A 15051-nucleotide genomic window follows, 5' to 3' on the forward strand; every position below is an offset into this window, starting at 1 on the left:
TTGTCCCACCCGTAGCTATAATCATAATATGTGGCTTATTGCTTATATATTGCATTTATTTTCCCTTGCTTGGTTTAGTTTATTGGGAATTTTAGAGATTCTCTTCTATTATTTCTATGCTATTGCGTTTCGCACTGCGTAAGGCTTTTGCTCGTGTGGAGTGAATCTACACTTCGCGCTATGCAGTGTCCTTTTGTAAAAAAGGACACATCTTGCAAAGAGCAATAGCCCTTAATGCACAAAAGGACACACCTATAGCTAAGATGTTGCCTTATGTATCAAGTGAGATTCTAAAAGAAAGGCACAGAATCAAACTATATGTTTTGTTTTAAGCTAATTGGTATGGAAAGAATTAATATACGACAAGGAGAGAGGTTGCTATGCTTTCTTATAAACAACCTCTATTGATACAATGCTTTTGACTAGAGAGTAGCCTCTAGTTGATAATTATACTTAGAATCCTACTCGACTTCCGCGTCAATCACATCATCATCTTTTTTCTTATTGTCTCCATTATTTTGTGCGTTACCTTGTTCTTTGGCATAGGCTGCTTGAGCAAGTTTGCCACTCGCCTCACTTAGAGCTTTGATTTTTGCTTCTAGCTCCTCTTTAGAGGCATTTTCATTTTTGAGGCTTTCTTCTAGTGAAGCAATAGCGTTTTGGATATTTTCTGCCTCATTAGATTCTATCTTGTCCTTAAACTCATCGAGACTCTTTTTAGTTTGATAGATAAGAGAATCTGCAGAGTTACGCAACTCAATAATCGCCTTTTTCTTTGTGTCCTCCTCCTTGTGTAATTCCGCTTCTTTGACCATTTTTTCAATTTCGGAATCTGAAAGTCCGCTTGAACCGCTGATTTTAATCTCTTGAGATTTGCCTGTGGCTTTGTCTTTAGCAGAAACGGTGAGGATTCCATTCGCATCAATATCAAAGGTTACTTCGATTTGTGGTACACCGCGAGGCGCAGTAGGGATACCGCTCAAATCAAATCGTCCTAGAGATTTATTATCCCGCGCTAATTCGCGTTCGCCTTGCAGCACATTAATACTCACGGCAGGTTGATTATCCTCATAGGTAGAGAAAATTTGCGTTTTCTTTGTGGGGATTGTTACGCCACGTTCGACTACTTTTGTGCATATACCACCGGCAGTTTCAATCCCTAAGCTTAGGGGTGTTACATCAAGCAAAAGCACATCTTTTACATCGCCTTTTAGCACGCCACCTTGCACCGCAGCGCCAACAGCCACGACTTCATCAGGATTCACAGATTTGTTTAATTCCTTGCCAATATAATTCTTTACACGCTCTTGCACTTTGGGAATGCGCGTAGAGCCGCCCACCATCACCACTTCACTAATATCGCTTTGAGTAAGCCCAGCGTCTTTAATCACAAATTCAATCTTTTTAATTGTATCCTCGATTAAGTCATCAATGAGGCTTTCAAACTTCGCACGAGTGATTTTTTTCACTAAGTGCTTAGGACCACTCGCATCAGCAGTGATAAAAGGCAGATTGATTTCTGTTTCTTGTGCGCTACTTAGCTCTTTTTTCGCATTTTCTGCCGCGTCTTTGAGCCGTTGTAATGCCATTACATCATTTTTCAAATCAATGCCTTCATCGCTTTTAAACTCCTCAGCCGCCCAATCAATGATTCTATTATCAAAGTCATCTCCACCAAGGAACGCATCTCCCCCTGTAGCAAGCACTTCTACGACATTATCGCCGGTTTCTAGCACGGTAACATCAAATGTCCCCCCGCCTAAGTCATATACCATAATCTTTTCAGCCTCTTTTTTATCTAGCCCATAGGCAAGTGCCGCTGAAGTAGGTTCATTGATGATTCTAAGCACATTTAATCCCGCAATTGTCCCGGCTTCTTTGGTTGCCTTGCGTTGAGAATCGTTAAAATAAGCAGGGACGGTGATGACCGCTTCTGTAACTTCCTCTCCAAGGTAGCTTTGTGCATCCTCTTTGAGCTTCATCAGAATCTTTGCTGAAATCTCTTGAGGCGTATAAATCTTATCGGCAATTTCTACTGCACACGCACCATTTCTATCCACGATATTATAAGGCAGCCTTTTTTCTGCCTCTTTTGCCTTATCTTCATTAAACATAAGCCCCATAATGCGCTTGATAGAATAAATCGTTTTTTTAGGATTGGTAACAGCTTGTCTCTTAGCCGGCTCACCTACTAGAATCTCGCCTTTGTCCGTGAAAGCCACGATAGAAGGTGTAGTGTTTTTACCCTCTTTGTTTGCAATGATTTTTGCCTCATTACCCTCATATACTGCCATTGCTGAATTTGTTGTTCCTAAGTCTATGCCAATTACTTTTGCCATATTATGCTCCTTTATAATGAAATTAAAATTACGAATTTTTAACGACACTCACCATCGATGGGCGGAGTATGCGTTGCTTATACACAAAGCCTTTTTGCAAGGTTTGGAGAATCTCTCCATCGTTTTTGTCTGCACTTGGCACTTGCATAAGGCACTCGTGTAGATTTGGGTCAAACTCGCAATCTGTGGCTATCACTTCCACGCCGTGCTTATTTAACACTTTAATAAAGCTCTCCAATGTGAGCTGCAAACCCTGCGCGATAGCCTCTGCTTGAGGGTTGCTCTGTGCGCTCTCTAGGGCTTTTTCTAATGTATCAAGCACAGGCAATAAATCATTCATAATGCGCTCATAAGCGTATTCTAGGCTTTGATTCTTATCGCGCTCTAGACGTTTTTTAGTATTTTCAAAATCCGCAAACGCCCTTACATATTGGTCTTTTAACTCCTCATATTTGAATTTATAATCCTCTGCGCCCTCTGCCACTTGTGAATCTTGCGAGACTTCTTCTTGCGTAGTTTGGGTAGATTCTATATCTTCTTGCGAATCTTGTGCGTTTTCTTGCTCTTGCATAATCACTCCTTTATTTAAGATTGAATCATTTCAAAAAAATGGGTAAAGTCTCTATCTAATGCTCCGACACAGAGGATTCTACTCTTTTTATCGGGGTGAGATTTTAGCCGCATTTCTTGCATAACTGCCATATAACCTTTAGGTAGCACCTCCTCATAATATATGCCATTTTGCAGTGAATCAAATATGCTTCCATCGATGATGGAGTAAAAGCTTTGCTCACTACTATTGCCACTATATGCTTGCATCAAAGCCCCTACGCCAAAACGCTCTAGGTTGCGGCTCTGCACACAGGAGAGAGCATCAAGCACACTCTGCGCGCGTACCTGATAGGCGATATTACGCACATCGACAATCTCTAGTCCCTTTAACTCGTGCAAAAACCGCTCTAAAGCGCTAGAGAAAGGCAAGGTAATGCCTATATGCTCAAATTCAAGCAGTAGCTTCTGCTCGTCTAATCGCGTGATGGCACAAAGCCGATTGCTCTGCTCGATACTCACCACGCAAAATAAATCTGTCAAAAAACACGCCTCTTTGATACCCTCTAGTGAATCTGTCTCTATCCCTAGTCGTGTATCAAGCTGCCTATACCAATATGACTTCAAAGCCTCAAGCGTGGGAATACGACCGCTACTAATATGCGGCTGAAAAAGCAATCCCTCATCAGCCAATGTTTTGAAGTAGTTGCGTATAGTTGCCGATGAGATTTTGGTATTCATAAGTGTTTTTAAAGATTCCGAGCCAATAGGCTCTCTGTGCTTTAAATACTCTACGATAACGCGAGAAAGCAACATTTCTTTTTTACTCATCATACCTCTTGTCTCATCATTTCATATTATGTTTTGCGTTATTGCTTACATAAATGTTATGATTTTTTAAGTTTTGTTTCAATTTCTTGCTGAAACGAGAAGTATTATAGCATAAATTTAGCAAATAAATCAAAATATTGCTAAATTTTATAAAACTTTAGTATATCAATATAAACTTATATAAATAAATTTACTAAAAAATTCTAAATAATATAATTTATATTTAATATTCATTTGGAGTGATACTAGAAGCGTAACTTTATAAAACAAATGCCGTAATCGCTTTTTGCAATTAGCGGAGGCGAGTAACAATCTAGCGAAATTGCCTCCTTTCCCGATATTATGCACTACGAAAGCCAAGCGAGAAAACGGATAGGATTATTCTTGTTAAAAACCTCGTTATAAACATTAACTTTAAACTCTTTGTGTTATTTTCTACAAGGGGCGAGTAGTATATTTTACAAGTGTAGATAGACACTGCGTGTGTAATATGAATATTTCGTGTAATTTAATATGTTAAGTTGGGATATATTTAATCCCAACTTGTGAGCGGATAATTTTAGAATCTTATTTGTTATTTTTATATAATTCATTAGGTTTTTACACCATTTTGATACACCCATTTTTCTATGATTTTTGCCTCATTACCTACAAAATGTTACAATCGCCTTATGAATATACATACTTCACAAGTCAGCGAGCAGCTTATAATCGATATAGCCAATATGTCACTTTCTATGTTTAGAAAGAATTTTTTTGGCGTGTTTCACGGAGCTATTTCCGCACGTCTGTCTAAAAACCGCTTCCTTATTAATAAGCAACACGTCGTTTTTGACAATCTCAATGCAGATTCTATGATTATGCTCTATCATAAAGAGGACTATCGCTGGAATGAGGCAAGTCTCCACGCCCCTATCCACGCAGCAATTTATAAATCCTTTAGCGAGGCGAAATTTATAGCCTATGCTATGCCACCTTATCTTGTTTCATATTCCCTTAAATACGATGTTTTAGAGCCTAAGGATTATTTTGGCTATAAGTTTTTAGCCCCGCATATTGATATTTTTGACCCCAAGGATTATGAGAGCTGGGCAGAACGTGCCGATACGGACATCCCTCGATATTTTAAAGAGCATTCTCACTCTTTTATGCTTATTAGAGGCTATGGGGTGTATGTGTATGCACGAGACCTCTATACCCTTGCCAAAACGATTGCGCTTGTTGAAAATTCCTGTAAAATCGCTCATTATAACACAGATCTAGGAGAATCTTTTCAGGTAAGTCCAAGATATGATATTTAAGGATAGAGAATGAATCCATTTGCTACACATTGTTTAGAGACATTTCACAATCTTTGCACGATTCCCCATTGTAGCTTTCATACGCAGGATATGTTTGTCTATCTTTGCACTACGTTAAAAGACAAGGGCTATGAGGTGCAAAGTGATGAGGCAAAAAATATTTATGCCAAAAAGGGCAATCCTAAAATTTGCCTCCAAAGCCATTATGATATGGTGTGCGTAGGGGATTCTACACAGCACAAAGGTGTGAAAACTATAGAAAAAGATGGCTTTTTATACGCGCAAAACTCCTCTCTTGGCGCGGATAATGGCATAGGCATAGCGTGTATGCTTACTCAAAATGCGAGTGATATTGAACTACTTTTTACCAATGATGAGGAAGTGGGTATGATAGGGGCTAATGCCTTGAGTATGGGGATTAGCTCACATTTGCTGCTCAATCTTGATAGTGAGGATTTAAATGAGATTGTGCTAGGTTGCGCGGGAGGAGCGGATATAGAATGCTCTATCAATCTCAAGCCTTTTTTGCAGCCTATAAAAACACTGTTAAAGAACTATCCTTATATCTATCATATCACAAGCAGGGGCTTTAATGGCGGACATAGCGGGATTAATATCCATAAAAATATAGAAAATGCCATTGTTGAATATGGCTTTTTGCTTTTCACACTCAATGCCTATATTATTACGTTAAATGCAGGGGAAAAGCGCAATTCTATCCCAGCCGGGCTAGATTCTATCATTCTATGCGACAAGCCTCTACCCTCATCTTTTAGCACAGCAGATAATGCCTTTTTTGACATCAAACCCCTAGAACATTTAGATTCGTATGAAATGGCATATCATAAGGACGCGATTGTGCCGCTTATCTGTGGCATACATAGCGGCGTGTATGTGGCTTCGGCACAAGGCACTCTCTCTTCGCTTAATCTCTCGCTTTTAGAGCAAGATGGCATAGATTCCTTGCGACTTATAATGATGACTCGTGCAAATACTCAAACCCTTTTAGAACGCAATATCGCACGATTGCAGACTATCTTACCATATTTGAATCCGCATTGCACCTTTAAAACAAGCGGACATTACAGTCCGTGGGAGAAAAGCATCTCACCCAATCACAAAGCCCTTGAATTATTATGCGATATTTATAAGACACATAACATTATGCCACATATCACACAAATCCACGCTGGACTTGAATGTGGCATCTTAAAGCGACAAATTCTCCTCTATAGCTCCATTTCTCACCTTGATGTAATTTCTATTGGTCCTACTATCAACGCTCCGCATAGTTGTAATGAATCGCTTGATTTAGCGCATTTTGATACATTTTGTGCTATCTTGAATGATTTTATTATGGCGTATAAGGCTTAAGCTATGAGTGTGTCTATTAATGTAGGAATCATCGGCGTGAGTGGCTATACAGGCTTAGAGCTTGTAAAGCTACTTATCAATCACCCTATTTTCAATCTTAATTATGTGGCAAATACACAAGGAGGAGCAGAACTAGCGCAGATTCACAAAATGCTCTCCTCACTTGATTTGGCGCATTTGCCTATCTATCAGGCAGACGCAAAAGCCGCCATAGAATCGTGCAGTTTGCTTTTCCTTGCCCTTCCTCACAAAAATGCTATGGCAATGACAAAGGAGATTTTTGCACTTAAACATAATGCTAAAATCATTGATTTATCAGCGGATTATCGCTTGAATACAGCAAATTATGAATCCTATTATTGCCCACATATTGATAAGGAAAATCTCGCTCACGCCGTATATGGGCTGCCTGAATATTATCGTAAAGATATACAAAAGGCTCATCTTATCGCTAATCCGGGCTGTTACCCTACTGCTACACTTCTCGCCCTGCTACCTTTTGTGCCCTATATTGATGGCTCTTGTGGAGTATTTGTCGATGCTAAAAGTGGCGTGAGCGGTGCGGGTAAATCTCTCACAGATAATACGCATTTCCCTCATATTAATGAGAATCTTTTTAGCTATTCGCCGCTTACACATCGCCATCAAATAGAGATTACACAAAAATGCCATGATATTAGCAAAGAAGGCTTAGATATTGTCTTTGTCCCTCATCTTATGCCTATCACACGTGGTATGTTAGTGAGTGTGTTTGCCACGCTTAAAGCCCCTCTTTCATCACAAGAAGCCCAAGAGATTCTATCCCAAGCCTACAAAAATGAGCCATTTGTAAGAATCCGCGAAAATCCTGTCAGTATCGCCCACACTGCAGGCAGCCATTTTTGCGATATTTTTGTCGCAAGCAGTGGTAAAAATCTCTATATCAATTCATCAATTGATAATCTTTTACGAGGAGCTAGCTCACAAGCTCTTGTCAATGCCAATCTTATGTGTGGCTTGAAAGAAAATTTAGGTGTGCCTTTGGTGTCTTATGGCTTATACTAACACAAATGAGAATCTTAGCCAAACCGCGTCCTTATGGGATAATGCCCCATATATTAAAAATGATGCGATTTTCATAGCAGATTCGCATTTTATGCCTTTAGATATGCCGCTTAATGAGAAGGGCAGAGACGCCTCACAAGCACTTCTTGCATATTTTGAAAACCTTAACAACAATCCGCACACTATCCCCTCGCAAATATTCCTTATGGGAGACATTGCTCATCTTTTGCTTGGAGGGGTGGATTCTAGTCATAGGGCAAACCACGCCCTTTTAGCCCATATAGAATCTTTAAGCCAAAAAAGCCAGATATGGTGGTTTGAGGGCAATCACGACTTTGGACTTAAGGCTTCTTTTAAGGGATTGCCTTGTTTAGAATCTGTGTATCTTATCCCACGCACAGAGCAGCCTAAAGCTTTTATTTATGAGTCTCAAAATACAAAAAAACATCTCCTCCTCGCACACGGAGATATATTTCTTAATGCAAAATATGAGTTTTATATCCGCTTGATGAATACAAGATATTTGCGTTTTTTGATTTACTTACTTGATAATGTAACCTTTGGTAATCTCTACCACTCTATCGCCAAAAAAGTTAATCACAATACTATTAGGGTAGGCAAAGTCTCTATGGAGCATTTTGCTCCTATGCGCATTAATGCTTACCGCACTTATATGCAGCATATTATTCAAGGCAAAATGCAAGATATTGATGTGATTATTGAGGGGCATTTTCATATTGGCAAAACATACAAAGGCAATAATGATGAGACTTTGTATGTATCCCTACCTTCATTTTATGTTAGTAGAAGTATTTTTGATATAAAATCAATATTTCATAACACCTCATTCGCACAAGGAGAATAATTGAAGTCAGACAAGATCGATATTATGCGTATTGCAAGTAATGAAATGGAGCTTGTGGATTTTAGAATCTATGAAGATAAAGATGGGGAGATCTATGAGGGTGTGTATGGCATTAATGTTGCTAAGGTAAATGGAATTGTTGAATTTCCTAATGAGATTTTTGAGGCACCTGGTAGTCCTGATTATATGCTGGGTATGTTTGATTTACGTGGTGATATATTACCTCTTATTGATTTGACAAAATGGATGAATATTAAGCCAAAAGAAGACCCTAAACGTCAAAAGAAAGTTATTGTTACTGAATTTAGCAATAAGCAATTAGGGTTTGTCGTCCATGCGACAAGACGATTAAGACGTGTAAGCTGGGCAGATATAGAATCTGCAATGTTTAGTTTAAGCAATGATCAGCAAAGGGGTAAAATCACAGGCACAACACGTATTGAAGATGGACGCACGTTGCTAATTCTTGACTTAGAGGGCATACTTGATGACCTTGACTTTCATATACCAAGTGGCGATAGTGCAAGTGTTGAGCAGTTTAGACCTACACATAGATTTGAAGGCAATGTGCTTATCCTCGATGATAGCTCTATTGCACGCAAACTTCTGCGAAGCACACTCAGTGATATTGGTTTTGATGTCATTGATGCAGTCGATGGAGAATCTGGTTTAGAACGACTAGAAAAGCTCTATGAGCAGTGGGGTGATAGTATAACGCAGCATTTAAAGCTCATTATTTCGGACGTAGAAATGCCCAAAATGGACGGGTTCCACTTTGCTGCACAAGTAAAAAATGACTCAAGATTTAACAAGATTCCACTTATTTTTAATTCCTCTATTAGCGATAAATTTAGTGCTACTAAAGGAAAGGAGATAGGAGCGGAGGCTTATTTAGTGAAGTTTGATGCAAAATTATTTTGCGATGAAATTAGTAGAATTTTGACAAAATAATAGTAGAATGCTATTTTAAATTATGTTAGAGGATTCACAATGGACGATATGCAAGAAATAATGGAAGACTTCCTTGTTGAAGCTTTTGAAATGATAGAGCAGCTAGACCAAGATTTGGTAGAGCTTGAAAATAATCCTGAAGACCTTGATTTGTTGAATAGAATCTTTAGAGTAGCTCATACTATCAAAGGTTCAAGCTCGTTTCTTAATTTTGATATTCTCACTCGTCTCACTCACAATATGGAAGACGTGCTTAACAAAGCAAGACGCGATGAGCTAAAAATCACTCCTGATGTAATGGACGTAGTTCTACATTCTGTGGATTTAATGAAGTCCCTTCTTACAGCCATACGCGATAGCGGCACTGATGCTAATAGCGGCATTGAGATTGATGATACTGTTACTCGTCTTCAAGCTATTTCTAATGGCGGCACAGCCCCTGAAAGCAAACCTGAAACAAATACGCAACACACTCCTGCAGAGTCTTCAAACACAGCAAGCAGTGCGGCTGATAGTAATAATCCACTTGCTGATGAGCCAGATAAAGACTATTCAAATATGAGTAGCGAGGAGGTTGAAGCAGAAATTGAAAGATTGCTTAAAAAGCGTCAAGAAGCTGATAAGCAGGCACGTGCAGCAAAAAAAGCAGGCGGTGAAACACCTAAAGTGCAAGCACCTAATGCACCTGATACTACAGCTGCTGCAAAACCTACTCCCAAACTAGCAGCAAAAAAAGCAGGCGGTGATGAAAAAGCTCCAGCAGCAAATGTAGAGCAAACTGTCCGTGTTGATGTGAAGCGATTGGATCATTTGATGAATCTTATTGGTGAGCTTGTGCTTGGCAAAAACCGCCTAATTAAGATTTATGGTGATGTTGAGGAGCGATATGATGGCGAAAAGTTCCTTGAAGAGCTTAATCAAGTTGTGGCGTCTATTTCTTCTGTAACTACTGATGTGCAACTCGCTGTGATGAAAACGCGTATGCAGCCTGTGGGAAAAGTGTTTAATAAATTCCCTCGTATGGTGCGCGACCTTTCACGTGAGCTTGGCAAGAATATCGATCTTGTTATCACAGGTGAGGAGACAGAGCTTGATAAATCTATTGTGGAGGAAATTGGCGACCCCCTTGTGCATATTATCCGCAACTCTTGCGACCACGGGATTGAGAAGCCTGAAGCGCGTGCTGCAGCTGGCAAGCCTGAAACAGGCACAGTGAATCTTAAAGCTTATAATGAAGGTAATCATATTGTAATTGAGATTGCTGATGATGGTAAAGGCTTAGATGCACAAATGCTTAAACAAAAGGGTATTGAAAAAGGGCTTATTAGCGAAAGGGAAGCAGATTCTATGAGCGATAAAGAAGCTTTCAATATTATCTTTAAACCCGGATTCTCTACTGCTGCAGCTATCACTAATGTATCTGGACGTGGCGTGGGTATGGACGTGGTGAAAACCAATATTGAAAAGCTCAATGGTATCATCGATATAGAATCTGAAAAAGGTGTAGGCACAACTCAAAAGCTTAAAATACCACTTACCCTTGCCATTATTCAGGCATTGCTTGTGGCTGTGCAAGAAGAATATTATGCTATCCCGCTGTCATCAGTTATTGAAACTGTGCGTGTGAGCCAAGAGGAAATTTATACTGTTGATGGCAAGAGTGTGCTTCGATTACGTGATGAAGTGCTGCCTATCGTACGCTTGGCTGATATTTTTAAAGTAGATTCTGTGCTAGAAAATACAAGTGAGGTTTATGTAGTTGTCATCGGTTTGGCAGAGCAAAAAATGGGTGTGATTGTGGATTATCTTGTAGGACAAGAAGAAGTGGTGATTAAGTCTCTAGGCTATTATCTCAAAGGCACAGAAGGCATTGCAGGGGCTACCGTGCGTGGTGATGGTAGAATCACTATGATTGTTGATGTGGCAGCAATGATGGAAATGGCAAAAGAAGTGAAGGTTAATATCACAAAGCTTGCTGAAGAAAGTGCCGCTAAAACGAAAACTTCGCCAAGCGATTATGTGGTGCTTGCTATTGATGATAGTAGCACCGATAGGGCGATTATGAAAAAATGCCTTAAAACACTCGGCGTTACCGTGCTTGAAGCAGCAAATGGCTTAGAGGGGTTAGATATTGTTAAAAATAGTGATAAGCAGCTTGATGCAGTGCTTGTGGATATTGAAATGCCTAAAATGGACGGCTATACTTTTGCTTCCGAAGTGCGTAAATACAATAAATTCAAAAATCTTCCGCTTATTGCTGTTACAAGCAGAAATAGCAAAACTGATCGTATGAGAGGTGTAGAATCTGGTATGACTGAATATATTACAAAGCCCTATACGCCAGAATATCTTGCTAATGTCGTAAAACGTAACATCAATTTAACGATAGATGGAGAGTAAAATGAGCGAAAATAAACTAAAAGAAGTTCTTGATGGACAAAACAAAAGTAATGATAGTGTTCCTATGGAGGAAACACTCCATATTATTGGTTTTATGATTGGGAATGAGGAATTTGCTGTTCCAATTCTTAATGTAAAAGAAATTATTAAACCTATTGAATACACACGTGTGCCTGCTGTACCTGATTATGTGCTTGGTGTGTTTAACTTACGCGGGACCGTTTTGCCCTTAGTAAATATGCGTCTTAAATTTGGCTTACCTGCTATTAAGCAAGATGCAGACACAAGATTTTTAGTTATTACACAAAAAGATGAAATGATTGGCTTTATGATCGATAAGCTTACAAGTGCTGTACGTATCCCTGAAAGCGACATTGAACCAATTCCTGAATCTTTTAATGAAAATCAACAGCTTTTGCAAGGTATTGGTAAGCGAGAAGACCGTCTTATCACTATTTTACGTGTAGAAAATCTCTTAAAGCGCACATTTTAATACTCTCCCCTTATTTGGGGAACTTCTTTTATCTGTTTAAATCTTTTGACACAAGCTAGATATTTCATAGTTTTGGAGGCTATTATGAAAATATATGTTTTGCCCCTTGTGTTAGGCCGTATGTTTGTTGGCTGCGCTATCTTAAACCTATAGATTCTAAAAATTTTGCTGATATGAGTGGGTATAAATACGCTATTATCGGGCAAACACAAACGCTTAATTCTAGTAGTGGTGCTGGCTATGTGGGCTATGGAGCCGGTATGGCTTACGCTGTGGGTAAAAGTGTAAATCCCAGTGATGTCATCAGTGGAATCTTAATGAAAAAAGGATTTATCATTGTAGATAGCCCAAAAGCAAACAAAACATTGCTTGTTAAATACGGGCAAAGCGATAAACGCAGCGTTTTGGGAGGTTTGGGGGGATACACCCTAGAGGTTTCTATACAAATGCTTGATGCCTTAACCCAAGAGCTACTTTTTGTATGCACTGCAGAGGGTCAAGGAAGCACCGAAGCTGATGATATAAGAGTGGCTATCGTGCGATGTTTAGAGAGTTTTAATCCCTAGAATCTAGCATTTGTCAAAAACACATTTGCTTTGCGTGTCTTTGTATGTCACCCCCCATTCATATAGAGAATCTAAAATCGGTATAAGTGTTTTGCCCTTATTTGATAGGGAATATTCTACTTTGGGAGGTATGCTTGGATATTCCTTGCGTTCTATCAATTTATCTTTTTCTAGCTCTCGCAAGGTGTTTGTGAGTGTTTTGAAAGAAATATTTCCCATATACCGCTTAAGCTCATTATAACGCACAACTTCAAAATACGCCAACGCAAATAAGATTCCCATTTTATATTTGCCTGCTATCATACTTAATGCGTAGGCAAAGGGCGAATGAGCGATATTCTCTGCCTTTATACATTGTAATTCTTTGGTATGTTTTTGCATAGCCCTTCCTTCGTATGCTTCCCTTTAGGTAAGTATCTTACCTCTTTTTCCGTATTGTATTTTTGAAAAGTTTAACATACAATGTCAAATCATTTTATTTTTTAAAGGAGAAATTATGAATTTTGAACAACTCTTAACACAGCGATTTGCGTGCAAATCATTCACATCAAAAGAAATAGCCAAAGATGATTTGGACTTTATTTTAGAATCGGGGAGATTGTCTCCTAGTTCTTGTGGTTTTGAGCCGTGGAAGTTTGTTGTAATAGGAAGAAAAGATAGTGCTACTTTAAGTACAATGTGCTTTCATCAAGAAAATGTGGCTAGCGCAAGTCATAATATCATTATCTTAGCTCGCACAGACTTACAAGCAAAAGATGATTACATCAAAAAGCAAGTAGGCAGATTCTGCCCGCCTGAAAATGCAGAGAAATTTGATCAAGTTTTAAACACTTATACTGCAGAGACAAATGCGATGAATGCAGAGCAGCTTTATGCCTATGCAAAGGCAAATTGCTATCTTGCTTTAATGCAAATGTCCCTAGCAGCTATCAGTAGAGGTATTGACTCGTGTATGATTGGCGGCTTTGAAAAAGATAAGGTTGATTCATTTTTAGGGCTAACATATCCTTTCCAAACAGCCGTGATTCTAAGTCTAGGCTTTAGAGATAGTGAACCAAAACACAGCAGAAAGCGATTAGCCATACATGAAGTTGTAGAGTATCGCTGATACTCTAAGTTTGCCTCTTAAAATAGGCAAACTTAGAATCTTTAAAGATAATTGCATTTCGTTGTGTGTAAAAAGAGCTGTGCGGATTTACTCCGCTTGTGTAATCACCCCACCGCCTAGCACACAATCACCTTGATATAGCACAAGGGCTTGTCCTTGTGCGACACCATAGGCAGATTCTAAAAGTTTTGCGTGGATATAATCCCCCTGCATATCAATCTGAGCTTTTAATGGCACAGAGCGGTAGCGCACTTTAATGTCATATACCCCTCCATTAAAGGCTTCAGGGAGGCTTTTATTAAGGGCTTTTATAGAATTTACGGCTAGTTCTTCTTTTGTCCCTACGACGATTTCATTGGTTTTTGGATTAATCGCTTTAACATAATGCGGCTCGTGTGAGCCAAAGACACTAAACCCTTTACGTTTACCAATAGTGTAGTGCATATAGCCCTTATGTGTGCCTACGGCTTTACCACTGCTATCGCGCACTACACCCTCATTATCAACCTTTTCATAAAGGCGTAAAATATCAATATAGCTATCCTCGACAAAGCAAATTTCTTGAGATTCCTTATACGTTTGCAAAGTGCCTAGAAAGGGCAAAAGATCAAGAGCGGTTTTTTTCACATCTTCTTTACACATTCCGCCAAGGGGAAAGAGGATTCTATCAATAGCTTCTTGAGGCAGAGCATAGAGGAAATAGCTTTGGTCTTTTGTGTCATCAACTGCCTTGGCAACACGTTTAATGCCATTGATTTCTTTAATCTGTGCGTAATGTCCTGTGGCGATGTAATCACAACCTAGCTCATCTGCCTTTTTTAACCCTAAACCAAATTTCATTAGAGGATTGCAAATAGCGCAGGGATTAGGCGTTTGCCCCTCTTTGTATGAGCGTACAAAGGCATCATAGACATTTTGTTTAAAAGCCTCTTGTAAATCAAGTACTTCAAAGGCAATGCCTAAATGTGCGGCGACTTTCTGACAATTTTGAATAAATATTTGATGTTTTTTTTCTTTGCTATGTAATTTAAGATAAAGCCCTATAACTTCATAGCCTTGTGAGGATAACAAATGAGCGCAATAGGAGCTATCTACCCCACCACTCATAAGAAGAGCAACTTTCACGAAAAATCCTTTAAAAATAAAATGTAAAAAAGGAAAAAGTGTAGCATTTTGAAGTAAGTCGTGTGTAAATATTTCAAAAGTGATTTTGTGATATAATTTAAACTT

The 15051-nt window shown here is 39.0% G+C and carries 14 protein-coding genes; 9 read left to right on the forward strand and 5 right to left on the reverse strand.

Translation table 11 applies throughout. From position 1 onward, the window contains the following. Positions 1–461: 461 nt before the first annotated feature. The 3 genes from dnaK to QZ289_RS08740 are packed head-to-tail and all read right to left on the reverse strand — an operon-like array spanning position 462 to position 3719. A complete protein-coding gene (gene dnaK, locus QZ289_RS08730; RefSeq protein ID WP_295701683.1) occupies positions 462–2339 on the reverse strand; it encodes a molecular chaperone DnaK in 1878 nt (625 codons plus the stop codon). Between the two features lie 28 nt (positions 2340–2367). Then, positions 2368–2910: a nucleotide exchange factor GrpE gene (grpE, locus tag QZ289_RS08735; protein ID WP_295701685.1), complete on the reverse strand. Its 543-nt coding sequence runs from the start codon at positions 2908–2910 to the stop codon at positions 2368–2370. 14 nt (positions 2911–2924) lie between these two features. Beyond that, positions 2925–3719 carry an HrcA family transcriptional regulator gene (locus QZ289_RS08740; protein WP_295701687.1) on the reverse strand — a complete coding sequence of 265 codons (795 nt, stop codon included), beginning with the start codon at positions 3717–3719 and terminating at the stop codon, positions 2925–2927. 671 nt (positions 3720–4390) lie between these two features. Here QZ289_RS08740 and QZ289_RS08745 point away from each other — a divergent pair. The 8 genes from QZ289_RS08745 (at position 4391) to QZ289_RS08780 (ending at position 12713) form a co-directional block, all read left to right on the forward strand. Beyond that, the gene (locus QZ289_RS08745) at positions 4391–5020 is read left to right on the forward strand and encodes a class II aldolase and adducin N-terminal domain-containing protein (protein WP_295701689.1); all 630 of its coding nucleotides are present in this window, start codon (positions 4391–4393) and stop codon (positions 5018–5020) included. Positions 5021–5029: 9 nt separating this feature from the next. Continuing rightward, complete coding sequence (locus QZ289_RS08750) at positions 5030–6394, forward strand: M20/M25/M40 family metallo-hydrolase (RefSeq protein WP_295701691.1); 1365 nt, start codon at positions 5030–5032, stop codon at positions 6392–6394. A gap of 3 nt (positions 6395–6397) precedes the next feature. Continuing rightward, positions 6398–7438: an N-acetyl-gamma-glutamyl-phosphate reductase gene (gene argC, locus QZ289_RS08755; RefSeq protein WP_295701693.1), complete on the forward strand. Its 1041-nt coding sequence runs from the start codon at positions 6398–6400 to the stop codon at positions 7436–7438. Beyond that, positions 7425–8303 (forward strand): metallophosphoesterase, encoded by an 879-nt coding sequence (locus QZ289_RS08760; RefSeq protein ID WP_295701695.1) that lies wholly within the window; start codon positions 7425–7427, stop codon positions 8301–8303. Before argC ends, QZ289_RS08760 begins: the two co-directional genes overlap by 14 nt. A gap of 24 nt (positions 8304–8327) precedes the next feature. Then, complete coding sequence (locus QZ289_RS08765) at positions 8328–9254, forward strand: chemotaxis protein CheV (RefSeq protein WP_295701755.1); 927 nt, start codon at positions 8328–8330, stop codon at positions 9252–9254. Between the two features lie 39 nt (positions 9255–9293). Further along, positions 9294–11654 carry a chemotaxis protein CheW gene (locus QZ289_RS08770; protein WP_295701696.1) on the forward strand — a complete coding sequence of 787 codons (2361 nt, stop codon included), beginning with the start codon at positions 9294–9296 and terminating at the stop codon, positions 11652–11654. Between the two features lies 1 nt (position 11655). Beyond that, positions 11656–12147 (forward strand): chemotaxis protein CheW, encoded by a 492-nt coding sequence (locus tag QZ289_RS08775; RefSeq protein WP_295701698.1) that lies wholly within the window; start codon positions 11656–11658, stop codon positions 12145–12147. Between the two features lie 173 nt (positions 12148–12320). After that, positions 12321–12713 carry a DUF4136 domain-containing protein gene (locus QZ289_RS08780; protein WP_295701700.1) on the forward strand — a complete coding sequence of 131 codons (393 nt, stop codon included), beginning with the start codon at positions 12321–12323 and terminating at the stop codon, positions 12711–12713. 3 nt (positions 12714–12716) lie between these two features. Here QZ289_RS08780 and QZ289_RS08785 read toward each other — a convergent pair whose 3' ends face one another. Next, positions 12717–13094 carry a helix-turn-helix domain-containing protein gene (locus QZ289_RS08785; RefSeq protein WP_295701702.1) on the reverse strand — a complete coding sequence of 126 codons (378 nt, stop codon included), beginning with the start codon at positions 13092–13094 and terminating at the stop codon, positions 12717–12719. Positions 13095–13209: 115 nt separating this feature from the next. Between QZ289_RS08785 and QZ289_RS08790 the strand changes: the two genes are divergently transcribed. Beyond that, complete coding sequence (locus QZ289_RS08790; protein ID WP_295701704.1) at positions 13210–13821, forward strand: nitroreductase family protein; 612 nt, start codon at positions 13210–13212, stop codon at positions 13819–13821. Between the two features lie 87 nt (positions 13822–13908). On the opposite strand, the gene mnmA is transcribed toward QZ289_RS08790, so the two are convergent. Continuing rightward, on the reverse strand, positions 13909–14946 hold the full coding sequence (gene mnmA, locus QZ289_RS08795) for a tRNA 2-thiouridine(34) synthase MnmA (protein ID WP_295701706.1): 1038 nt from the start codon (positions 14944–14946) through the stop codon (positions 13909–13911). Positions 14947–15051: the final 105 nt, after the last annotated feature.

It is taken from the genome of uncultured Helicobacter sp. (assembly GCF_910577135.1).
Classification (GTDB): Bacteria; Campylobacterota; Campylobacteria; order Campylobacterales; family Helicobacteraceae; genus Helicobacter_C; species Helicobacter_C mastomyrinus.

Coding starts and splice junctions, on each gene's coding strand:
- QZ289_RS08785 (WP_295701702.1), bottom strand. CDS start 13,094: ATGCAAAAACATACCAAAGAATTACAATGTATAAAGGCAGAGAATATC.
- QZ289_RS08770 (WP_295701696.1), top strand. CDS start 9,294: ATGGACGATATGCAAGAAATAATGGAAGACTTCCTTGTTGAAGCTTTT.
- argC (WP_295701693.1), top strand. CDS start 6,398: ATGAGTGTGTCTATTAATGTAGGAATCATCGGCGTGAGTGGCTATACA.
- QZ289_RS08790 (WP_295701704.1), top strand. CDS start 13,210: ATGAATTTTGAACAACTCTTAACACAGCGATTTGCGTGCAAATCATTC.
- grpE (WP_295701685.1), bottom strand. CDS start 2,910: ATGCAAGAGCAAGAAAACGCACAAGATTCGCAAGAAGATATAGAATCT.
- QZ289_RS08750 (WP_295701691.1), top strand. CDS start 5,030: ATGAATCCATTTGCTACACATTGTTTAGAGACATTTCACAATCTTTGC.
- QZ289_RS08780 (WP_295701700.1), top strand. CDS start 12,321: ATGAGTGGGTATAAATACGCTATTATCGGGCAAACACAAACGCTTAAT.
- dnaK (WP_295701683.1), bottom strand. CDS start 2,339: ATGGCAAAAGTAATTGGCATAGACTTAGGAACAACAAATTCAGCAATG.
- QZ289_RS08765 (WP_295701755.1), top strand. CDS start 8,328: ATGCGTATTGCAAGTAATGAAATGGAGCTTGTGGATTTTAGAATCTAT.
- QZ289_RS08740 (WP_295701687.1), bottom strand. CDS start 3,719: ATGAGTAAAAAAGAAATGTTGCTTTCTCGCGTTATCGTAGAGTATTTA.
- QZ289_RS08775 (WP_295701698.1), top strand. CDS start 11,656: ATGAGCGAAAATAAACTAAAAGAAGTTCTTGATGGACAAAACAAAAGT.
- QZ289_RS08745 (WP_295701689.1), top strand. CDS start 4,391: ATGAATATACATACTTCACAAGTCAGCGAGCAGCTTATAATCGATATA.
- QZ289_RS08760 (WP_295701695.1), top strand. CDS start 7,425: ATGGCTTATACTAACACAAATGAGAATCTTAGCCAAACCGCGTCCTTA.